21 protein-coding genes are annotated in these 21,000 nt (G+C 43.7%); 8 read left to right on the forward strand and 13 right to left on the reverse strand.

From position 1 onward, the window contains the following. Positions 1–202 precede the first annotated feature (202 nt). Positions 203–412 carry a hypothetical protein gene (locus AB4484_RS14720; protein WP_004731601.1) on the forward strand — a complete coding sequence of 70 codons (210 nt, stop codon included), beginning with the start codon at positions 203–205 and terminating at the stop codon, positions 410–412. Positions 413–642: 230 nt separating this feature from the next. Here AB4484_RS14720 and AB4484_RS14725 read toward each other — a convergent pair whose 3' ends face one another. After that, complete coding sequence (locus AB4484_RS14725) at positions 643–1,236, reverse strand: hypothetical protein (RefSeq protein WP_372078897.1); 594 nt, start codon at positions 1,234–1,236, stop codon at positions 643–645. 266 nt (positions 1,237–1,502) lie between these two features. Between AB4484_RS14725 and AB4484_RS14730 the strand changes: the two genes are divergently transcribed. After that, positions 1,503–1,664 carry a hypothetical protein gene (locus AB4484_RS14730; RefSeq protein ID WP_019820087.1) on the forward strand — a complete coding sequence of 54 codons (162 nt, stop codon included), beginning with the start codon at positions 1,503–1,505 and terminating at the stop codon, positions 1,662–1,664. Between the two features lie 226 nt (positions 1,665–1,890). Beyond that, complete coding sequence (locus AB4484_RS14735; RefSeq protein WP_052878650.1) at positions 1,891–2,430, forward strand: DUF3332 domain-containing protein; 540 nt, start codon at positions 1,891–1,893, stop codon at positions 2,428–2,430. 112 nt (positions 2,431–2,542) lie between these two features. On the opposite strand, the gene AB4484_RS14740 is transcribed toward AB4484_RS14735, so the two are convergent. From AB4484_RS14740 to AB4484_RS14755, 4 genes are read right to left on the reverse strand one after another with little or no spacing between them, the layout of a single operon-like run. After that, positions 2,543–3,202 (reverse strand): potassium channel family protein, encoded by a 660-nt coding sequence (locus AB4484_RS14740; RefSeq protein WP_017064414.1) that lies wholly within the window; start codon positions 3,200–3,202, stop codon positions 2,543–2,545. Next, positions 3,203–4,303, reverse strand: a complete 1,101-nt coding sequence (locus AB4484_RS14745; protein ID WP_372078899.1) for an AI-2E family transporter — start codon at positions 4,301–4,303, stop codon at positions 3,203–3,205. 22 nt (positions 4,304–4,325) lie between these two features. Then, positions 4,326–5,345 (reverse strand): DUF2955 domain-containing protein, encoded by a 1,020-nt coding sequence (locus tag AB4484_RS14750; RefSeq protein ID WP_048606138.1) that lies wholly within the window; start codon positions 5,343–5,345, stop codon positions 4,326–4,328. Continuing rightward, the gene (locus AB4484_RS14755; protein WP_048610903.1) at positions 5,335–6,456 is read right to left on the reverse strand and encodes an HlyD family secretion protein; all 1,122 of its coding nucleotides are present in this window, start codon (positions 6,454–6,456) and stop codon (positions 5,335–5,337) included. Before AB4484_RS14755 ends, AB4484_RS14750 begins: the two co-directional genes overlap by 11 nt. A gap of 159 nt (positions 6,457–6,615) precedes the next feature. Between AB4484_RS14755 and AB4484_RS14760 the strand changes: the two genes are divergently transcribed. Continuing rightward, positions 6,616–7,611, forward strand: coding sequence for an AraC family transcriptional regulator (locus AB4484_RS14760; RefSeq protein WP_050644271.1), 996 nt, complete (start codon positions 6,616–6,618; stop codon positions 7,609–7,611). Positions 7,612–7,648: 37 nt separating this feature from the next. Here AB4484_RS14760 and AB4484_RS14765 read toward each other — a convergent pair whose 3' ends face one another. After that, entirely contained in the window at positions 7,649–8,710 is a 1,062-nt protein-coding gene (locus AB4484_RS14765; RefSeq protein ID WP_048615483.1) for a GGDEF domain-containing protein, read from the reverse strand. A 118-nt stretch (positions 8,711–8,828) separates the two neighbouring features. Beyond that, complete coding sequence (locus AB4484_RS14770) at positions 8,829–9,833, reverse strand: Solitary outer membrane autotransporter beta-barrel domain (protein WP_372078902.1); 1,005 nt, start codon at positions 9,831–9,833, stop codon at positions 8,829–8,831. Between the two features lie 343 nt (positions 9,834–10,176). Between AB4484_RS14770 and AB4484_RS14775 the strand changes: the two genes are divergently transcribed. Next, entirely contained in the window at positions 10,177–10,644 is a 468-nt protein-coding gene (locus tag AB4484_RS14775; RefSeq protein WP_004731619.1) for a hypothetical protein, read from the forward strand. Between the two features lie 83 nt (positions 10,645–10,727). Here AB4484_RS14775 and AB4484_RS14780 read toward each other — a convergent pair whose 3' ends face one another. The 5 genes from AB4484_RS14780 to AB4484_RS14800 form a co-directional block, all read right to left on the reverse strand. Next, positions 10,728–11,936: a carbohydrate porin gene (locus AB4484_RS14780; RefSeq protein ID WP_372078947.1), complete on the reverse strand. Its 1,209-nt coding sequence runs from the start codon at positions 11,934–11,936 to the stop codon at positions 10,728–10,730. Between the two features lie 164 nt (positions 11,937–12,100). Next, on the reverse strand, positions 12,101–12,766 hold the full coding sequence (locus tag AB4484_RS14785; RefSeq protein WP_052878655.1) for a DUF3299 domain-containing protein: 666 nt from the start codon (positions 12,764–12,766) through the stop codon (positions 12,101–12,103). An 87-nt stretch (positions 12,767–12,853) separates the two neighbouring features. Further along, the gene (locus AB4484_RS14790) at positions 12,854–14,230 is read right to left on the reverse strand and encodes an amidohydrolase family protein (RefSeq protein ID WP_048606124.1); all 1,377 of its coding nucleotides are present in this window, start codon (positions 14,228–14,230) and stop codon (positions 12,854–12,856) included. Positions 14,231–14,588: 358 nt separating this feature from the next. Then, entirely contained in the window at positions 14,589–15,569 is a 981-nt protein-coding gene (locus AB4484_RS14795) for a helix-turn-helix transcriptional regulator (RefSeq protein WP_050644330.1), read from the reverse strand. 182 nt (positions 15,570–15,751) lie between these two features. Continuing rightward, positions 15,752–16,180, reverse strand: coding sequence for a PACE efflux transporter (locus tag AB4484_RS14800; protein ID WP_122081118.1), 429 nt, complete (start codon positions 16,178–16,180; stop codon positions 15,752–15,754). A 137-nt stretch (positions 16,181–16,317) separates the two neighbouring features. On the opposite strand from AB4484_RS14800, the gene AB4484_RS14805 reads away from it, so the two are divergent. Next, entirely contained in the window at positions 16,318–17,220 is a 903-nt protein-coding gene (locus AB4484_RS14805; protein ID WP_372078905.1) for a LysR family transcriptional regulator, read from the forward strand. A gap of 406 nt (positions 17,221–17,626) precedes the next feature. After that, positions 17,627–17,971, forward strand: a complete 345-nt coding sequence (locus tag AB4484_RS14810; RefSeq protein ID WP_372078950.1) for a thiamine-phosphate diphosphorylase — start codon at positions 17,627–17,629, stop codon at positions 17,969–17,971. Positions 17,972–18,102: 131 nt separating this feature from the next. On the opposite strand, the gene thiE is transcribed toward AB4484_RS14810, so the two are convergent. Further along, positions 18,103–18,720, reverse strand: coding sequence for a thiamine phosphate synthase (gene thiE, locus AB4484_RS14815; protein WP_372078908.1), 618 nt, complete (start codon positions 18,718–18,720; stop codon positions 18,103–18,105). A 262-nt stretch (positions 18,721–18,982) separates the two neighbouring features. Between thiE and AB4484_RS14820 the strand changes: the two genes are divergently transcribed. Continuing rightward, positions 18,983–20,926: a methyl-accepting chemotaxis protein gene (locus AB4484_RS14820; protein WP_372078911.1), complete on the forward strand. Its 1,944-nt coding sequence runs from the start codon at positions 18,983–18,985 to the stop codon at positions 20,924–20,926. Positions 20,927–21,000: the final 74 nt, after the last annotated feature.

The raw sequence follows: 21,000 nt of genomic DNA on the forward strand, positions 1-21,000 counted from the left end.
TAGTCATTCAATAGCTTTTAAATTCGATCCTACTACCGATCTCTCGTCATTCGCTCTTTTATCAGCGAAGTCAGAATAGATCGATCACTTAAATACAAATGTAATAAACACAAGGCACAGTTATGTCACGCAGAACAACACGACAAACCCATTGGTACCAACTATCACGCGAAAAAACAGTCAATAAACTAAAAGGTAATAAATGCTCAAGATTAAAATAGACTTACACAAAGAAGAGATTTCATGGGTCACCGAGATTCGACAGCTCAATAGCGATATACTCCACCGCCACATATTGCCCAAGCTACAACATCACAGTTATCTCATCGACTTTGAATTTAATGAACGAGAAAGCATCGGAACTATCGTTTCAGGCAACGGAAACACCCTAGGACATTTCACACTCCTATAGCATTTCCCATAGGCTACAAAAGAAACACCATCTAGTCCCAAAGATGTAAAAGATGTCACCCTCAATTCGCTCTAGCAGAACAAAATAGAGTAGAAGTAAAACAGATCAGAAACCTAGCCCTTTTTGCATTTCACACGCGGCTAACGCTAGCTAGGTTATCGTACTTCTATTGAAACCAACTTATATCAAACTCTGAATCGCCAATGAGTCATTATCAGTGCATTCATGGACTAATAAGTTAACGGCATCGACCTTAACTTCTGATCAAGAGTATATAAGTGTTCTGCAGCTTGCATGTGTTGAGGGTAATCACTGAATTTCTCACGATTCTCCTCATTCATCTTACATGTCTCATCCACCAGCATTAACTTCCAATACAGCTTTGTTGTATGCAGCATCGCCAGTAACGGTTTGAACACCTCTTTCTCATAAGCTTGAATCAACTCTTCAATCAACTCGTCACGTTCGTCTTCACTTGCGATAGAGCCCTCGGTTGCCGACAACACTTTTTGATACTTCAGGTTTTGTTGCAGCTTATCCATGACCGTTTGGTTTTCTTCCGCTAACTCAACAAGTTTCGACTTAATGATATTTACCCAATTGGCTTGGCTCAGTAACGCGTCATCAACACTGGTAAAGTCTTCTCGTATCTGTCGCTCCACGTCTTTTTGAGCTTTCTTTAAAACGGCGCGCACCTTTTGAAATGGCAGTTGATATTCCTTACTTAGATCGATAATCAGTTTATGAAAACCACCATTTGGAAGGTGTAAGTTTTCCTTAAACGTCGCCATTGCAGCTTCTTGCTGATCGGTAAGGTGAGTCATTCTGTTTCCTATTCTTTATCACTTATGGTGCTGAGCCCGCGATCATACCACTATATAACCTCATTTTTTCGGTAACTTGATCAGTTACACCTCGCTATGCCGTTAAATTATCTCAACCCTTTCTCCTTTGGCTAGTTTTTACACTACTTGGCATTAAATGGTAAGTTTTTATCGATGAATATTCGTACATTAGTCGCACAGGGTATATCGCCAGACAGGAGTCATTACTTACATATGAAAGACAACCGCGAGAAATGAGAAAACAGATGACCTATTCAGAATACAAAGAATCCGATTTGCATAAGTGTGTAAGCATTGGTGCAGAAGCAATGGTATCCATTGCCAAGTTTGCCTTTAAAGCCACCACCCTTTTATTTCGATTTTTCCGCTGGCTTGTCGTATCGGCTTATACCTACGTGATGAAGTAATTCTATATTGGAGTGGTTGTTTTCATTACGACTTATCTAAATACCCCAAAGCGCGCCCTATTAGGTCGCGCTTTTTTTTGTGCCCAGTTTTATACCTAGCTTTATACCAAAAGTCCGAGTGCATTTTATATCGTCAGTGGCGCTAAATGGTAAAACTGACCATCGAATAAAAACCATACTACACCTGTTCCAACGAAACAGACTTCTAACTTATACAGGTACTAAAATGAAAAAGATTGCACTTAAAATTGTAGGACTAACGGTTTTGGCTTCTGCGCTAACTGGTTGTATCGGTAGTAACGCCGTAACAGGGAAAGTGATGAAATTTAACGTTGAAGTTGTCGATAACCGCTATGCTCGTGCAGGTGTAAACTTCTTATTAGCGCCTGTATACGGTATTACTACCGCTGCAGACTATGTCGTATTCAACTCACTTGAATTTTGGACAGGCAAAAACCCTATCAGCGGTTCGCCACACGTATTTGATACAAAAACAGATACACACTTCGAAGTGAACGACGACCTAGACCCAAGCCTGAAAGAAGCCCCTGTAGGCCCAATTTCAAACAATCGCACCATTGAAACGGGTGAGATGATTAAGATTGACGAAAACACAATTCAAATGGACATCGTCTATACCTCTGGTGAAACAGCGACTCTAACGGGCATAAAAGACGGTCAAAACGTTACCTATTACATGGATGGTCAGCTTGTATCGCAAACGACTATTGCTGAATTAGAGAAGATTCAAGGTACTGAAGCTTAAGGTTCATCGCCCGCAAAGAGTTCAAACTTAGACAGACTTTGAAGCTCATAAAATAGAACAAGCCCGGCAATTGTCGGGCTTGTTTGTATGTGCTCTATTATTTGTAAATGCTCTATTGGGACTGAGACTGTGCAAGTCGAATGCTCACCAAACTCGCCACCATGATAGCTAAGTAAAAGCTGCCGATAATGGATTCCATAAAAACGAAGAACTGAGCAATAGGCAGAGCTGGTGATATGTCGCCGTATCCAACCGTAGTCAAGGTGATAAAGCTAAAGTACATCGCATTGAACAAGTTTGTCAGCCAGACTTGCTCTTCTAACCCGTTAAAGGCATTCGGAAAGATCTCTAAAATTAACAAGTAGATGGTCGACCAAGCAAACCCTAACAACAAGTAGATACAGATTGAGCCGATGATGTGATTAGGCGTCACCGTTTTTGCTTTCATCACCTGCTTCAACGCTGAGTAAATGTGTGAAAACAAAAACACAGCCAGCGCCGATAGCGTCACTATCGACAGGTTATAACCTTCCAAAAACGAAAACACACCAGACACGAGCGCCGTAATCAATAACAGTCCGTACCAAGAGCGATACAAGGCTCGCTCTTTATGAATACCTGCAATTGAACTCGCCAACGTAATAATGATAAGAAATAGGATTGTTTTTTGGCCTTGCGGATAAAACTGCTGCATCACCGCGCAACCAAAAAACAACACCAACAGTGCATAGAATAAGAAGTAGAAGTTGTCGTCTTTAGAGACTGGCTTCATCTATTTTTCCTCGACCTCTGCAGGTTTTTCCTCAGTTTCTTGTTGGTTTTTCTCTTCAAGTCCAAGCCACGCCATCATAAGCTCATAGCTTAAACTCAGTATCACAGCACCGACAAACAGACCGACGATGCCTGACATCGCCATGCCGCCCAGCGCGCCCAATAGAATAACCAACATTGGAATGTGAGAGCCACGGCTCAGCAATACTGGCTTCAAGATAGCGTCACTGCCGCTCACTAAAATACACCACACTAAGAACAAGCTCGCCGCCAGTGTCGATTCAACGCTGAACATGTAGATGATCGCAGGTAATAGAGCAAGAATCGGTGGCAGTTGGATTATCGCAATGAGCAGCACAGCTAGCGCCCAAAACGCAGCCGCAGGAACGCCTGCAATAACCAAACCGATTGCCGACATCATGGATTGAATCACAGCCACACCAATCACACCTTGCACAACGCTGCGCACGGTCGATTTAGAAAGCTCTACCAATTCTTCACCTTTACCGCCCGTTAAACGCGCCACTAAGTGAGTCACGCCGGTTTTGCATTTATCGGCATTACTCATGAATGCACCCGCAATGATGGTAGAGATGATGAACTGAATAAAGCCGCCACCTAACGAGCCAAGAACAGAAGCCGCTTTCGTCGCAAACTGTTTAAGTTCATCCGCATACTTTATGAAAGTGCCTTCAATATTGTTGGAGGCGGCAACCAAGGTTGAATAAACCTTTTCCCCTATTAATGGAATATCTTGTAAGGACTCTTTCGGTTTAGGCAATGACAATGTGCCATCTTGAAGCCCTGTCATCAGGTCAGTCGCGCTGGTATAGATACCAGAAGAAAGCGCCGCCAAAGGAATAAATAGAAGAATCACACCAATAAAGCTCAGCAATGCACTGGCTTTACCTTTCGACATCCCGGTTTTATTTGAAATTGCGACCGCCACTGGATACAACGCAGTCGCAATGATCGCCCCCCATATCACCAAAAGAATGAATGGGCGCAAAATCGAAAAACACCAATACACGAGCATGGCAATCGCTGCGATCTTGATGGCAGCGTCTATCGCCTGTTTTGAAAAATCATCGGTTAACTTCATGAGACGTCCTTGTTAAACAAAATTAAGGCTGATTTTGTAGGAACTTCCAATTCCGTGTTTCTAGGAATAGAGAAGCCAAAATCATATATATGCCAATTAACACTAATTGGAATATGCGTATAAGGGTGTTGCTATCGATGTCACCGGAGCTCATCAATGTGCTACCAACCAGTACGAGCAACGTACTAAATGCAGTGGCGAAAATAGGTGCTTTTTCGGGAACCGTGTAGATCTTGGTAGCCATAAGAATGGCAATAAGTCCTATAAACAAAGAATAGAAGACAATGTTGGGTACTATGGAAAGAATTGAAAAAGCAGCAATCGCCAGCAATCCTCCGATACCGTTACTTATCACCAGAAAAGCGCTCAACTTTATCGACTTCTCTGACGTAATCATCAACGATAACAACGCAATGAACATCATTGTCAGTAAAGCTTCAGATATTTGAAAAATAAAGAAAAAGCACACCACTGGATAGGAGATAATCATCGCCCTAAAGGCCGCATACCAACGCTGTTTCTTTTCGAGTGGCGCAGCAGCGAAGCCTGAGAACGCCGATTTTGGCTCAGGGAAAAACACATGCACTAACGCAAAAAGCATGACTGAAACCACACCAGAGGTCGCTAAGCCAGAGGCCAGCATTACTGACACGCCGGGGTTATCAATCGCCATGAATGGCAACATCAAAACCGCAATCAACAGTATGGTGGCAAACAGGTTCCATTTTGGGTCGACAAACAAGTAGTAGCCCCAAAGCATCATTAGCCCCACTAAAATCAGCAATGGGATTGGATAATGGGTAATTCCTCGCGACAACAATAAACCTAACCCCATTGTCACCACAACGGCCAAGAGCAATTCGTAGACCGTTTCCTTATGGAGGTTTGGTTTATCAATTAAGAATTTAGCAGTGAACACTGGCGCCACAAACGCAAGTGGCCAGTTTATCCACGCCGCCAAGAAAACAGCCAACGTGACCCCGACAGTAAATCGCAGGATCCGTTGCTGTGTTTGTTGGTCAGGAATCGGCTTATCGGACATAAGACAATACGCTAATCAAACGAATCCATACCTTGCCTATCGCGTTGAACACAAAGTTATCGCCGCTATAAACAATCACATCCGCTTGGCCACCCACTCGGAGCATGCCTGTCACTTCTTCATTATCAAATTCAATGGTGATAGGAAGCATCTGTGTTTGGCGCAACCAACCCGTTTGTTGGCTAGCTTGAGCAAGCTTACCGGCTTGATCATTTTGCCCCCAATCAACACCCCAATCGATACTACTTACGTGCCCTTTTACCACTTTGCCCGGAGCGAAATCTAACGCCACTTCAACTTCATCACCAACGGTAACGTTACCTAGGCTGTTCTCACGATAATAAGCTTCAATCCAAATATCTTCGGTTGAAACAAAGGTCATGATTGCTTGCCCTGCTGATGCATAGAAACCTTCAGAGAGGCTAAAGTTAGAAACACCACCTTGTGTCGGTGCGGTAATCACGGTGCGTTCTAGATTCAATTGAGCTTGTTCAAGTGCCAACAACGCCGCTTTCACTTGACTATTTTCTTGGCCTTCTTTACCCATTTGTTTCTTAGCACGGTCTAGGTCAGCTTCTGCATTCACAACCGCCGCACGAGACGTTGCCAATGCTGCTCGCGCTTTATCTGCATCTGATTTAGAAACGACACCTTTATCGGCCATCTCTAAAACACGCTTAGCTTGCAGTTTAGTGTTTTGTCTTTCAACAATCGCTGAAGTGAGTTTTGCTTGGGCTGAAGCAATGCTCGCGGTTTGCGCACCAACATTTTGGCCTGCAATCTCTAAATTTTGCTCGGCTTGTTGGACGGCTATTTGGTAATCAGACTCGTCTAAAATGGCTAACTTGTCGCCCTGATTAACGAGTTGGTTAGGTTGAACAAGAATATCAAGTACTTTACCCGACACCTCAGGCTTGATTGGAACGATATAACCTTTTACACGAGCATTATCAGTAATAGGAATGATGCGGTCTGAAATAATACTGAAGATCAACATGAACGCCACGAACAACAGTAAGTAGTTGGTGACCTTTCTTACTTTGTCTTTTCCATTTTCTTGCTGGCCAACTTCTTCCTTGGCTTCTTGCGTATTCCCGTTGACTTCTGACATGGGACTCCCTTCTAGATAACTAACATCAACAAAATTAATACTTTAAAAATAAACCCGGTAATGGAAAACTCAAGTAAATAGGGTTAGATTTAGTAAACAAAACGTTGCAAATGATATGCACGTCTAATAATGCGACAATATATACAGGATTGTATTCTAATGAGCTCTAGTCACTACCAAGTCCCGGTAATTCAAACGAACTACGCCAAAATTCTGGTTCAGGTTTTTTCTGACTATGGTCTCGACCTTCACCTTTTGCTCAAAGATTCTGGTTTGCCGCCCGATCTCATCGAATCAGAAAGCGACTTCGTGCCATCAGAATCGATTAAACGTTTGATTTATCTGACATCCGCCCAACTTGGTGTTTCTCGGTTCACCGATATTCTAGGACTCGCATTTCGACGTCGAATAATCCCAAATGTCTTGCATCAATTTACCGAATTCGAAACCATTGGTGATGCACTAAAACAGATCAATTCAATCTTTGCCTATGATTCACCAGGCAGCAAAGTCGAGTTTATCCAAGAACACGGTCAGAGCTGGTTTTGCCGCACAGCACCGGAAGACAACTCGCCTATGTTTCAATGGGGCGAAGCTTTCGCTGTTATTTATATCATCGAGTTAATAACCATTTTGTCGCAATCACCATGGTTACCGACTAAGGTTCGCTTGCAAGGGCATGACATCGATGTCGTCAAAACACTGGTATCAAGTAACTGCCAACTGTTTGTTGATCATTCGTCGACTGCTGTGCAGATTCCTGATGAGATCTTACAACTCCCAATCCGTCTTACGTCTAAAGACCTCAGTACAAAACCGACACTTATTGAGTGGCATACCAGCTTTACCGATAGTATTTATGAGCTTCTAAAACCGTACATGAAAGAACAAGACCTCTCTCTTGAAGAGGCGGCAGAGCTACTCAACTTTTCCGTGCGAACGTTCCAACGCAAACTCAAGAACGAAAACACCACTTATCGAAAGATCAAAGAGAACCTGATGTTTTCTGTAGCTTGTGAACTGATGGAAGAAGGCCACACCCTGACCTACATTTCTAGCCAGCTCGGTTACACCAACATCTCGCATTTTTCTCGTGCGTTTAAGCGTGTGTCTGGTCTTACGCCGAAGATTTACCAACGCTCAATCTCAGCTTAGATACCACTCTCACCGATTAGCTAAGTGCGACCAACTCCTAGCCAAGCGCGATGGGTGTCGCGCAGCCTGAGCTAGAGCTACACACTCTATTTCGCCCGTTACCTTTAGCGCGGTAAAGTGCCTTATCTGCACTGCGATAGGTCGCTTCGGCTTGCGCCTGAATTTCAGATACACCACTGCTCACAGTCAGGTTCAGTGTTGTTCCTTTGGTAATCACTTCTTTCAATCGATACATCGCCTCAAACGCTTCTGCCAAATTGGTTTCAGGCATCAAGATAGCGAACTCTTCTCCGCCTACTCGCGCGACGATGTCAGTGTCTCGACTATTGTTTCTCAACAGTTCTGCGACCTCTTTCAGCGCTGAATCACCTTGGTCATGACCGTGATTATCATTGATGGCCTTGAAGTGATCTAAATCGATCAACGCCAGACAGGAATGCGTGTAACCATAACGCTCCGCTAGGTTTGAATAATGTTTTAAGTCGTTATCAAAGCGGCGTCGATTCCAGCACCCTGTCAGTGAATCCGTTTCCACCAGCATTCTTAATCGACGCTCCAATATCTTACGTCGGCTAATATCCGTAAAGGTCACCACGTACTTGTTATTGTGCGGCAGAATTTCAGTTAGCTTTTCTACCACAACGTTAACGGTAAACTGCTCACCAAGTCGACTTACGCCACTCAACTCACCTTTCCATCTCTGGTTTTCTTTAAGTGAGCGAGTAATGGTCGCAATTAGACTGCTGTTATTCATAAAACAGAGATCAGAAATCGGACGAGATTCGACTTGGTCAAAGGCATAACCTGAAACTCGTGAGAATTGTTGATTCACTTGTATGACCCTCAATTGACTATCGAGGACGATAAAACCTGCGACACCATCAATGATCGCTTCCGACAAGTTATTCTTGCTTTGAGCCATTTCATGTCGATAAAGACGTGCGGTAATCAGAGTGCTAAGTAAAAACAACGCGCACACCGAAAAAACCATGGCTGGCGTAGAAGCAATACTCAGCAACCACAAGCTAAATGCCATATTGAGGACAAGTGCAGACACCACGTATAGCGGCATTTTTCGGTCATAACTTAACTTGTTCATAGTTTACTCTGGTGATGGGCGAATGACTATGATGGCTAAGTTTTGATTAAGATATTTACCATTTTACGACACATACAAATTCAAATTATATGAGTACTTTGAAGATCAACAACTTATGCTAATTATTGAGTAAGAAGAGCAAACTACCACCACTGAGTGAACTGCCATAATTGAAGTTAATGCCGATGCCAAAGTTATCAAAAAAGTAAGAGTCATAAGGGACATCGAACACCAACCCAGCGCCAAATTCATAGTAATAGTGTGTATCTAAAGGATCCGTTAAATCCCCCGCTATATCGATTCTTCTAAAGTTATAGTGGACCTGAGGGTTGTTTAACGACCAAGCATCGAGCGCGACATTTTGCCTAAACTCTAGTTCATTAATAAATCGCATCCCTTCAGGGTTACCGATATCACCATCGTTCGCTTCACCCCATCCAGTCCCATAGAAATAACGCACTCTAGAAGAGACATTCCAGCTTCCCCACTCTTGCTTCTTTAAATACTTGAGTTTTACCGACGGCTCACCAATCAATGCCCATGCTGAAGTATTTAGCGCGTAGCCGTCTAGCTGAGACTGAAATGCTTGAGAGTAGCTGTTGTTGTATTCGTATTTATTGCGGTAATAGAGCAAGTGAGTGCCTAAGCCATACGCGATAGACCAACGTTGGGTTAAATGGTTTTGAACCCCGAAAAAGCCATACAGGCCTAATACTGAGTCTTTATTCGGATTCACACGACGATCAGAGGTCACATCTGATGAGATTTCAATATCCTGCTCAGAAAGCGCATAAGACCCTCGCACAGACCAAATAAGGTCAAGATCAGGGTCATCGGTGTTAATCACCGAAGAATAAGGAATGGAGCCCACACTCACTTGACTTCGAGTATCGATGGTTTTATCGGAGCCAAAACCATTGTCGTTCAAATTGATAAATGAATTAGGATCAAAATCAACAAAGCCAATAGAAACTGCATCACTGTCAGTCAACGCAATAGAAGCCGCGAAGATCTTCTCTAAACGATTTTGAATCGCTTCATTTGAGGCATAGGCCGAGGATGAAAAAAGGCCAGTTAAGATCAGAACAATAGAAGAGGAATACAGCGATTGGGGTGAAAGCATTAAGTTGACTCCATTCAAACTTATGCTTCAAGTGTAATTGGTAACTTAACTATTTCAATCAGAGAGTTAACGGTGTGGTTGATACTGCTCTCAGTTCCAACTGCAAGAGCGTTGCCAAATCGATGGATCCCCAAAGCTCTTCTACGTCTTGGATTCTAAAATGAATAATCATATGCGCCTCTGTCTAAATTGGAGTCTTATCTTGGATCATTCTTAAAACCCTTACTTACCATAATGCGCCAAGCCGACTTTAAGACCTGTTTCGCATATAAAACAATAAGCGTTTGAAAATTATAAGATTAACTCCTAAGTTTTTTATAACCCTTTACTCAGGAAGAAGTAGATGAGCAATATAGAAAAAGTATATGGATTTAATACGCCCCAACGACTCTTTGTCGGATACACGCTTGCGGTACTCGTCGATTTAACGGTTCTTAATTTTTTTGATGAATACTGGGACTTCGTCAATATCGAATCATTCACCATCTCATTTGCAGCTGCGATTCTGCTACAACTCCTGCTCAAATTGTCTATCGGCTTAGAACATAAGCTGGCGGATTACTTCAAATCTAAACCGGGGACTGCACCTAAGATTTATCGCGGTTTATCCAGTTACGTGATTTTGGTGGGCTCTAAGTTTGTGATGTTGGAAGCCATCAATATCTTATTTGGAGACAAGGTAGACTTCACAGGGCCTTGGAATGGTGTGGTGGCGTTCTTCGCTGTGGTATTCACTATTTTGGTCGCAGAGATTATTGTTTCAAAAATCTACTTCGCACTCGATGACACGCCCAAAGCCGAAAAAGCATAGTCGCTTTTGATACAGACCTAAAACAAAAAAATGAGCCTATCAAGGCTCACTTTTTACGTTTCAGGGATTAACAAGCAGAGAAGTTAGATAAAGACTCTCGCTCGAATACCAAACACCCAAGCGCTGCTTTCATTGGAGAATGCAGGATCCTTTGTGTACTGGATGTCAGGCGTTACTTGGAAATGGTCACCAAACTGCATGTTGTAGTAGATCTCCGCAGTCCACTGCTCGTCTGAATTTGCGACTGGTTGCAGAATTTCTTCATTCAATTCCGACCAATTGACAGCTACACCAAGATTGTTTGTTGGCTTACCTAATCCGAAATAACCGAAACCAACACTCAGCGACTTATCATATAGTGCGACTTGCCCTTCAGAGATACCACCACGTACAAACGGCATCACTTGATCAGTCATGAACTGACTCCATGAGAAGTTCACACCTTTACCACCGTCAGTATTATTTTGGTCTGGGAAAGCGAGGTTATGGCGTGTATCGTCACCAAAATCCCAGAAAGTCACATGGAAGTTATCGGTGTAGATCTGCTCTTGCGAAGCCGTCCAACCTAATTCCAGTGTGGTAAAGTAAGACGCATCGCTACCAAAGGCAGTATCAAAGCCATCAAAAATATCATCTGATTTACCCTTTGCGTCCGCGATACCACCGACCACATAAAAATTCTCGCCCAACATATGACCAGCAGAAAGGGCCAATACACCATCATCAGGTAAGCCCATCGCACCAGAGCCTGTCGAGAATGCCAAATTAGTAAAACCAGACCACGGGCTTGCTAGAGCGTAAACATCCGCATAGTTCGTTACATCCTGCCAACCGACAACAATTGTGCCTTTGCCATCATTGATTTTTTGCTTCCAATTTAAGTCCGTAACACGAAACCCTTGGTCACTGAAAGCCGGTGCTATCAAACCTACATATCCAATTTGGTCTGAACCTATAAAACCAAACTCTTTTGGCGAAGTATCACCATAGGCATGCCTATGTTCCACCTTCCAAACTAAGCTCCCTGAGTTCTGTGTGTCCTTTCCTAATAGATGCCATGAACCGTATAATCGAGCCACACCCGACGATGCATCAACGCTATCGCCGCCAACCCCATCCCCTGAGGTCAGCCCCAAAGCAAAGTAATCTGCACCAAATGTAAAACCATCTTCAGCTAATGACTCCCTCCAAGATTTCTTTTGTGCTTTCTGCTCTGCAATTGTATTTTCAACAGAATCTGGGCCTTCAAAGTTAGCACCGTAAACAACGCCGCTCATTGGGCTAGCCGCCATCACAATTGCCATACTTATTTTAGAAAATCTTGAGTTCATCATGTCACCAGTGCTTTTTAAGTTAGATTTATTTTAGTTATTACTCACATTGAAAATTGTCATTTGATGACACTGGGTGATTTAGATACTTCCAACAAGAGATCGGATTCAACTAGATGCATTAGCTAAGGTTGATACTGTTCTATACCGTCCGCTTTCATAGCATAGACCGACTGCACGTTGGCTGCGCCGTCAGAGTAATTCACATTTTCTTTCGATTGATGCCCTGTTAACTCACCTTCAACCCAAACTGGCGTCATTAAGCTCACCAATTCAATACCTTGAGGGTAATCTATCAGCACTAATTGATTCGCTGGAGGTGGTGGTGTGTGGATACAAGCTCCTGCAGAAGGCACTAAGAAGAACTTAGTAACTTTAGTTCCGTCCATTTCAATCGGAGTGATATAGCCAGGGATTCGATGCTTACTACCGACAACCTCATTATTTGGTTTAGAACCTAACGCTTCTCGTTGCTTCATAATTTGCTCACGAGCAATAAACAGCGCTTCAACATCGACGTCCTGCTTTCTCAATCTCTCTGTCACTTCAATTATTTCTTGCGTTGCTTCGTCCCTTGCGACAAAACCGTCTTCAGTTTGCGCGTCTTTAAAGCGAGCAATGGTCGCCATATCAAACATCTGATTTCGATCAAGCTTTTGAAATGGGTCTTCTATCAACTCCATGCTTGGAACTAACTCGTCCCAGTATGTAACTTTCACTTCGCTAGCCAATAATGAAAACGACAAACAACACAATACAAACAGAGAACAAATTGGCTTCAAAATAACCATGACACTTTACCTCACACAAACATCGTAAAACTACGTTAGGTAGAGGAGAAATTCCCCCTACCTAACTATTAAACATCAAACCAAAGATTACATTTCGTTGCGGTATACAACGCCATCTTTCATTACCAATTTAATCGTATCGATAGTCTTGTATTCAGGGTCAGCGTCGAACCACTCGGTGGTCGCACCTAATACCGTCATGTCTTCCAGTGGATTACCATCTACCAGTAGAATATCTGCAACGGCATCCTTTTCGATGACACCTAACTTACCTTGGGTTGTGCCTCTAGGACCTGACATCGCTAACATTTCACCAGCTGTAGAAGTCATTTGTTTCAGCACTTCGAAGTTGCTACCAAACGCTTCTGTTCTCCAGTAAATTTCGTAACGACGAGCTCGCTCAGCATCCGAGTCTGCACCCACATAGTCTGATGCAAAAACAACCTTCACGTTATTTTCAAGTAGGCGTTTACCGTAGTCACCATACTGCTCTTGAAGCTGAGCAACCATCGGCAGTTTTTCTGCAGGCATAAGTGGATTCTTTGCTAGATCTGGTGATAGTCCCCACATCTGTGGAACAACGTATCCGCCCTCTTTTGCAATTCTCTTCATCGTGTCGTCATTAATAAAGAACCCGTGCTCGAAGGTTTTTACGCCACAATCAAGCAGACGATTTACCGAGCGATCATTGAATGTATGCGCAGCAACATAAGTGTTCCAATCTTTTGCTGCTTCAACGATGGCGCAGGTTTCGTCTACCGAGTATTGAGTTGTATCAATCGGGTCAAATCGAGATGAGCCACCACCACCGGCCATGATCTTTATCTGAGTCGCACCATTGCGTAAGTTCAGCCTTGTCGCTTTGAGTACTTCAGGCACGCCATCGGCTACAGCGCCAATGCCCATTCTTTCGAAGTTAGAAATATCCCCTACCAAATTAGGCGTGAAACCGGGATCACTTCTATCTCGGAAATCACCGTGACCTGATGTTTGAGAGATAAATGCGCCAGACGGATAAATTCGAGGACCAACGACATTGCCACTCTCAATTTCGCGAGCCAAACCGAAAGCAGGTCCGCCCATATCACGGACGGTTGTAAAACCATCATCTAAGTAGCGCTTAGCCACTTGCGTTGCATGAATAGAGATGTCGGTGAGATCTTTATTGGTTTCGATGTCACCAAAATTATAGTTCATCATAACGTGAGCATGGCCATCGATTAAGCCGGGCATTAACGTCTTGCCCTCGCCATCAATCACTTTAGCTTCAAGGGCTTCAATTGGGTTTGCCGAAATTTGTTTGATTAGATTGTCTTCAACCAGTACGTGATGATCTTCGTAAAGTTTGTTTTCTGTACCATTGAAAATATCAACATTGGTAAATAACGTTGATGCCGCATTTGCAGATAGAGCAAATGAACACGAAAGAGCAACAACAGAGAGTTTTAAGCCTGCATTTTTCATTTATACACCTTGATTCCGTTTATGAGTGGAGTCCACTTCCCATAACGATTCCGTAACTACTAATGAGTGTCATGAGGTTTCAAAGGTGTTTTTGTCAGCCGCGATAATCACAAAAATCTAATCAAAATTCCGGGAAAAAAATCGAGGCAAAAACAACTCATCCACATTCAATAACTTAGTAGTGATACTGCCAGTGTTCAAGGTTGATAAATGGCCATTTGGTGACAATAAATAATTATGCGTTCAGGCTACGGTTTCTGCTTACTGGCTGGAATTTTTACTTACTGGCTAGAGTTTCGCTGCGGAGCGGTTATTGCCGAAGCTCTTACTGGTAGCTTGGTACTGCTGCTTACCGGCGTTAGCTGTGCTCTTTTCGGTACTGTCTTGGCGTCATGTTCATCTGTCGTTTGAAGGCACGGGTAAAGTGGGAAGAATCGGAATACCCCATCTTCGCGCCCACTTGCGTGATCGATAGATCGGACTGCTCTAGCAACTCCAAGACCTGCTCAAGAACCATCTCTTCAATCAAGGTTTTGTAGACCACCCCTTCACTTTCCAACCGACGCTGGATTGTTCTGACATGAATATTCAGAATCTCAGAAGCTAAGCTAATTGGGAGTTTCCCCATCGTGAGATAAGGTTTAATAACAAGCTTAAAAGCGCTCAGGAATGAGCTAGGTAAAGGCTTAGTGAGATCTGATACTTGAGCAATTTTGGGTAAAACAATCGGTGCAAGCATGATGTCTTCAGGGATCTCAAAGGCAGTGACCGGTCTATGCGTATAAAACTGAGCACTGCCCATTTGTGGTAGAGATTGAAAGCATTCGAGATCGCCATTCTGAATGCCAACCTCAGACGGCTTCCAACGACCTTGCGTTAATACTGAAAGTAGCTCGTTGATGAAAATAACAGAGAACAGTTCAGCGAACTTAAACCAAGGTGCGTTAGTAAATGGCTTCTCGCGAACCAACCACCACTTGCCTCCGGATTGCTTGGTATAGACATTCGCACCATTGGATACGAGCTTCAACTGCTCACCAAATTGGTCTAGCGCGTTTTTCAATGAATCCTGCTTGCTTAGCTTAGCCACAAACCTTGGTACATAGGTTTGTTTGCAAAAGCTCCACATAAACAACGCAAACTCTTCTCTCGACGCTGATTCACCCATAATCTTGACCACATTTTTTATGGTGGTCTCTGGGAGGTAATCGTAATGGTCATTACTGGTGAGAATGTCATTCGGGATTTTGGCACTGCGTAACAAGGTGTAGATTTCACCATCGATATGTTTGAACAGTTCCGCAAACAGCTCGACTTCCTTCTTATCTACCACTGTCATTATCTGAGAGGTATCTGGCATCCTTTCCTCTTAATCTGTTCTTTCAAGAACTCAAATTGTCACCTTATTTAAGATAGCAGAACAAACGATGGGTTACCTAGGCCTACTAACCGAATATCTCCGTCAAAATAACGAATAAACAACCGGTTAGTGGCCAAGATCATGTTTACTGACTTGGTAGATTATTGAACGGCGAGCTCCCCTCTGCGTACCCAGAATGCTCGAACATGGTCATAAATTAGATTAAACACAAACGCGTAAATGGTAATAAAAATGGTCACGCCGATATCCATCAAAAATGCTTGCCATAACCCCACGTTAAGTAAGTATGCCATCACAGGGATCGTCGCGAACAACAAGCCAGCCTCAAATAGCACGACGTGAAAAACGCGTAACTTAAGCGAACGCTTTGATTTTTCGCCCGTGAAATAACGATCAAAAATACGGTTAAAACAGTAGTTCCAAATCATTGCGATAGTCGCAATAACTATCATGGTTCCTGATAAGGCATTCACATCGTGATCAGTAAATATCGCTAAACCTATAATTGACAGTGTGACGGCCAATACTTCAAACAGCACCGAGTGGAAAACTCTCTCTAACGTACTCATACATTCCTATAGCTATTTATTACATGGTGGGTTAGCCGAAATTATGTCACCGAAAACAATAAGAGAAAGTTAACAGCCATCACGATTAGTGATAGCTTAAGTATAAACACCCCATTTTGAATTGAGCGAGAGATAACATGTACAGTTTTGAGCAACTAAAAGTCTTCGTCACGGTGTGTGAAAGTGGCTCTTTCTCTGCCGCCGCTCGCAAACTGAAACGCGCTCAGTCCGGCGTCAGCCAATCGATCGCCAATCTAGAAATTGCCATTGACCAAGAGCTGTTTAACCGAGAGAAAAACATCCCCGTTTTAACCAGCAAAGGTAAAGCGTTATTGCCTGTGGCTAAGTCGATTCTCGACCAGCAAAAGTACTTCGATCAAAAAGTAGAATCGCTGACCCAAGAAGATGAGCACGAACTGATCATTGCGGTTGATGAAAGCATCATAGACAAGAACTTCATTAAGATAATCAGCTCACTCGCCGCTCAATTCCCGATCACACACTTCGATATCATTACCACCTCAACCTTTGATGTTGAAGACCTAGTAAGACGCGGAAAAGCACAGATTGGCATCATTTACGCGGACGGCGAACTTAAGGTGGATATGGATTTCTTCTTGCTGGGCCAAGCGCGTTTCCTCACCGTTAGCTCTACCACTCACGAACTCAGCCAAATGTCGGTAGTACAAGACTCGGACCTCAAGCGTTATCGCCAATGTGTACATCGCAGCTCAAAGCAGCGCGAACTGTGGTTCACCTACGGTATTAGCTCGATGCTTTGGTACGCCAACAATCACAAGACCATTGTTGATCTCGTTGAACAGAACGTAGGGTGGGCGAATGTGCCCGAGATGATGGTGATGGAAGGCATTCAAAAAGGCGATCTTGTGGCGTTGCCTGTCTCACACGAGCATGGTGGTTGGATTACTCCTGTGGGTTGTTTAGTTTCTCGCAGCCACATCAATGGCCCAGTTCTCACCAGCCTTATTGAGCAGATTAAGGGGCACTCATTGCAATACAATCAATGGCAGGCAAACTAACCTCCCTTATTCTTCACACATCGTCAATTCAGAGGTTCAATATCGGCGTGGAACTCACCACGGCTACCTCATTTCTGCTTATCTTGCCGATAAATATCTTTGTCGTCTGGATAAAACACCCTAGTTGATGTCCAAAAGTGACCTAACTACACTGCGATCCCAACGGGTTTGTCTTTTCAAACAAATTTAGACGGACCCAAATCGCTCTTTAACACCACTGACCCAACTTCAAATCTCTCAGATAAACGCTCTGCCTTGCAGTCGCTTACATCGGTTTCAAATAGATCACTTTTTGAATATTGATTCGCACCCAGTTTATGAGCGCTCTTTGAGTGCTTTTTTATATCTAAATGAACCTTTTGGAAAATTTGTCGTGAACGTTTTAAGAAATATTTGCCCTGAGAAAATGGGTAAAGAGCGTAACAAACGAGAGTATGATTTACGCGTACTTAATTGTGTCAGTGAAAGCGAATATGAATCGCGTATGGCGGTTTGGAATAGCCTAGCGTTAACTGCTACTCCGTCTGCTTCGGAAACAAAGGGCTTCATCGATGAGTCTTTCAACAAGCTTCAACAAGACCTAAAAGAAGCTAGCCGTGAGTTGTCGATTAACTACACGGACTTCATCGCAATGGCGCATGAAGAGATCAACTACATTAAGGTGTTTGTTGCTGATAAAACTGCACAATTCGGTTGGTACGCTGCGATCGTTCTTATGGTCATCGGCACGGTTGCGCTTTGCATTCAGTAGACCAAGCGATGTGTTAGATAGAGCACCTTAAATACTCCATCGGTAAACACATGTAGCACAACTCCGTGCTTGTGCTTTCACTAGAAAACAGATGACCAACGTCATTTGTTTTCTAGTATCTACTCCCCTTTTCAATCTCCCATCAGAGATAGCAGATCCTGCGTCGCTTGTTTTGGGCTTTCAGCGTGACATATCGCTGATACCAAGGCCAATCCATGAATACCTGTCTTAACCAACTGCGGAATGTTCGACTCGTTGATTCCACCGATACCCACAATCGGCAACTTCGTTGTTTCCAAAGCCATTTGAATGCCTTCATAACCCCAATGTGTCTTTAGATTCGTCTTGGTCGGTGTCGCAAAAAGCGCGCTGAGGCCAATGTAATCGATCGGCAAACTATCTGCTTCTTGTAGCTGCTGTTCAGTTTCAATTGATAACCCAAGAATCTTATCCGGACCAATCAACTGACGTGCTAACTCTGCAGGCATATCCGATTGGCCCAGATGTAAACCATCGGCGTCGACAGCCAATGCAACGTCCACTCGGTCATTAATAATCAGCGGTACACCTGAGCCAACCAAAATAGACTTAACCGCTTGTGCACGTTCAATGAAGGCTCTTACGTCCCCATGTTTCTCTCTTACTTGGACCATAGTGACGCCACCCGCAACCGCTTGTCCAACCACGAACTTAAGCGTTTCTAAATCTTGTTGGTCATCCGTTACTAAGTAGAGCTTATAAGGGTTCATTTCGTACCTTTGGAGTCGATGTCTAAAATTGGCGTTGCACCATTTTACCGACAAATCACATCATGTGCATGGAAGTTAATACTAAATTAGCTCAATGATACACGTACCATCAAATACGCAACTCATTGAAAGCATGCCGAAAAACCTGAACTTTTTAACTAAAGCGTTACTTATTACACAAAGAATTCACTTCAAGCATGCCCAGAACGCTGTTTTATGAAATACTCCGCTGTGAAGGAATCAGGTAAATATAGGGATAGTTATGCGCCACCTTTCTATAGCGCTCAAGATCAAGCTGGGTTATGCCATCTGCTTGCTCTTTTTCGTCATTTCAGGCTTCGTGAGTTACAAAGGTATCCAAACCTTGTCGAACGGCTTTAGCCAATACAGTGAACTCAGCCAAAAAGCGACATTATCAAGCAACATTCAAGTGCACTTTCTTCAGATGCGTTTAGCTTCTGAACGTTACTTAGAGTCATTGGATGAACAGTACGAAACGAATTATCAATCAAGCAAACTTGCGATTGATGAACTGCTCAACAACTTAATCCAATCCACCAGCAAAAACGATAGCCTAGCTAGCCTGCAATTAGTGCAAGACAGCGTGGCGGCGTTTGATGTGGCTTATGGGTCAATGAAACAGAGTGAGCTCCTCATTGACCAACTGGTCAACGTTGAGATGGTCAAACGAGAAACCAACGCACTGAAAGCAGCTCAGAGCTTGCTGTATGAGTCTTACAATAACAACGATCCAAACGCGAGCTTATACGCGGGTATGTTGATGGAGAACTTCCTCGCAGCCAAGATCACCGTGCTCAGTTACTCAAACAACAACGACCTCAAAACCTATGAAGCGGGTAAAGATATCTTTGAATACGCGCTACCAGGTATTGAAGGCGATATTGAGTCTCTCAAATCGTCGCCTTATCAAAGTGAGCTGATTGAAGACTTCTCGAACCAGCGCGAAGCGTATGCAAAAGGCTTTGAGCAAGTTCATCAACAGATGATTGAGAACACGCAAAGAACCGCTACCCTCGCCTCTATTGGTGACAGCTTAGCGATTGCGGTCGCGGATGCTCAAAGTATTCTCGAGCAACAGAAACAAGCGCTCACGCCAGTGCTACAAGCCAGTGAAAAGCGTTCGATTCAAATCATCATATTGCTGACGGGTGTGGCCTTAGTTATTGGTATGACGAGCGCCGTGTTGGTGACTCGTTCTATAACCAAAGGCATCGCACAGGTTAAACAGATCACCAACGAGCTCTCTCAGGGCAACTTAAATGTTGAAGTGAACATTGAGAGCAAAAATGAGATTGGCGAACTGCTGACTAATATGGAGATCACCATTGAGTCTCTGCGCGATATTGTTGGTCAAGTGAACCGTTCTAGCGTGCGCATTGGTGAGATGTCGGAGTCACTCAATCAAGTGACAAACAACAGCTCGACCAACGCAACACAGTTGAACAATGAAATGATCAATATATCTTCTGCCGTTGATCAATTGGCTTCAAGCACATCAGAAATTGCGGCAAGTGCTAACCACGCGTCTCAAGTTGCCAACCAAGCAACCGAGAATGTGGCAATGGGACTCAAAGAAGTAGACAAAACTCTGCATGAGATTGGCAGCGCCGACGAAAGCATGCAGGTCAGCAGCCAAAAAGTGACGGACCTACACAAAGAGTCGATGAACATTGGTGCCATTCTTGAAGTAATCAAAGGCGTTTCTGAGCAAACTAACCTATTGGCATTGAACGCTGCCATTGAAGCCGCTCGTGCGGGTGAACAAGGTCGTGGCTTTGCTGTCGTAGCCGATGAAGTGAGAACGCTCGCTAAACGAACTCAAGACTCAGCAAGCCAGATTGACGAACTCATCACCTCGCTACAACGTGGTGCCAAAGACGCGCTAGAATCGATCAAAGAGAGTCACAGCACGGTTTCTGATGCTTCGACTCAGGCGCAACAAGCTTCTCAGAACCTGCATGTGATTAACCAACACATCCAAGATTTAAATCAGGCCAACAGCCAAATCGCGATATCCGTCGATGAGCAAGACTGCTTAACCAAGTCACTGGGTGAAAATGCGCAAGGTGCCAATACCATCGCGCAAAGCAACCAAGAATCGGTCAGCAGCATTTCAGGTGCAGCGAGCGACTTAACTGAGGTTGCTCATCATCTAGAGAGCCAAGTGAATCGTTTTAGAACCTAGCATAAGCTGCTTTATCACAGCTGACATAGTTCTGAGTCACAAACAAAAAGCCCCCTACACATAAGTGTCGGGGG

The organism is Vibrio sp. 10N.261.46.A3, assembly GCF_041472995.1.
In the GTDB taxonomy this organism is placed as follows: Bacteria; Pseudomonadota; Gammaproteobacteria; order Enterobacterales; family Vibrionaceae; genus Vibrio; species Vibrio coralliirubri.

What these genes read in the sequence shown, in the direction of transcription:
- AB4484_RS14720 (WP_004731601.1), top strand. Translation starts at nt 203, where the DNA reads ATGCTCAAGATTAAAATAGACTTACACAAAGAAGAGATTTCATGGGTC.
- AB4484_RS14725 (WP_372078897.1), bottom strand. Translation starts at nt 1,236, where the DNA reads ATGACTCACCTTACCGATCAGCAAGAAGCTGCAATGGCGACGTTTAAG.
- AB4484_RS14730 (WP_019820087.1), top strand. Translation starts at nt 1,503, where the DNA reads ATGACCTATTCAGAATACAAAGAATCCGATTTGCATAAGTGTGTAAGC.
- AB4484_RS14735 (WP_052878650.1), top strand. Translation starts at nt 1,891, where the DNA reads ATGAAAAAGATTGCACTTAAAATTGTAGGACTAACGGTTTTGGCTTCT.
- AB4484_RS14740 (WP_017064414.1), bottom strand. Translation starts at nt 3,202, where the DNA reads ATGAAGCCAGTCTCTAAAGACGACAACTTCTACTTCTTATTCTATGCA.
- AB4484_RS14745 (WP_372078899.1), bottom strand. Translation starts at nt 4,303, where the DNA reads ATGAAGTTAACCGATGATTTTTCAAAACAGGCGATAGACGCTGCCATC.
- AB4484_RS14750 (WP_048606138.1), bottom strand. Translation starts at nt 5,345, where the DNA reads ATGTCCGATAAGCCGATTCCTGACCAACAAACACAGCAACGGATCCTG.
- AB4484_RS14755 (WP_048610903.1), bottom strand. Translation starts at nt 6,456, where the DNA reads ATGTCAGAAGTCAACGGGAATACGCAAGAAGCCAAGGAAGAAGTTGGC.
- AB4484_RS14760 (WP_050644271.1), top strand. Translation starts at nt 6,616, where the DNA reads ATGAGCTCTAGTCACTACCAAGTCCCGGTAATTCAAACGAACTACGCC.
- AB4484_RS14765 (WP_048615483.1), bottom strand. Translation starts at nt 8,710, where the DNA reads ATGAACAAGTTAAGTTATGACCGAAAAATGCCGCTATACGTGGTGTCT.
- AB4484_RS14770 (WP_372078902.1), bottom strand. Translation starts at nt 9,833, where the DNA reads ATGCTTTCACCCCAATCGCTGTATTCCTCTTCTATTGTTCTGATCTTA.
- AB4484_RS14775 (WP_004731619.1), top strand. Translation starts at nt 10,177, where the DNA reads ATGAGCAATATAGAAAAAGTATATGGATTTAATACGCCCCAACGACTC.
- AB4484_RS14780 (WP_372078947.1), bottom strand. Translation starts at nt 11,936, where the DNA reads ATGGCGGCTAGCCCAATGAGCGGCGTTGTTTACGGTGCTAACTTTGAA.
- AB4484_RS14785 (WP_052878655.1), bottom strand. Translation starts at nt 12,766, where the DNA reads ATGGTTATTTTGAAGCCAATTTGTTCTCTGTTTGTATTGTGTTGTTTG.
- AB4484_RS14790 (WP_048606124.1), bottom strand. Translation starts at nt 14,230, where the DNA reads ATGAAAAATGCAGGCTTAAAACTCTCTGTTGTTGCTCTTTCGTGTTCA.
- AB4484_RS14795 (WP_050644330.1), bottom strand. Translation starts at nt 15,569, where the DNA reads ATGACAGTGGTAGATAAGAAGGAAGTCGAGCTGTTTGCGGAACTGTTC.
- AB4484_RS14800 (WP_122081118.1), bottom strand. Translation starts at nt 16,180, where the DNA reads ATGAGTACGTTAGAGAGAGTTTTCCACTCGGTGCTGTTTGAAGTATTG.
- AB4484_RS14805 (WP_372078905.1), top strand. Translation starts at nt 16,318, where the DNA reads ATGTACAGTTTTGAGCAACTAAAAGTCTTCGTCACGGTGTGTGAAAGT.
- AB4484_RS14810 (WP_372078950.1), top strand. Translation starts at nt 17,627, where the DNA reads ATGGGTAAAGAGCGTAACAAACGAGAGTATGATTTACGCGTACTTAAT.
- thiE (WP_372078908.1), bottom strand. Translation starts at nt 18,720, where the DNA reads ATGAACCCTTATAAGCTCTACTTAGTAACGGATGACCAACAAGATTTA.
- AB4484_RS14820 (WP_372078911.1), top strand. Translation starts at nt 18,983, where the DNA reads ATGCGCCACCTTTCTATAGCGCTCAAGATCAAGCTGGGTTATGCCATC.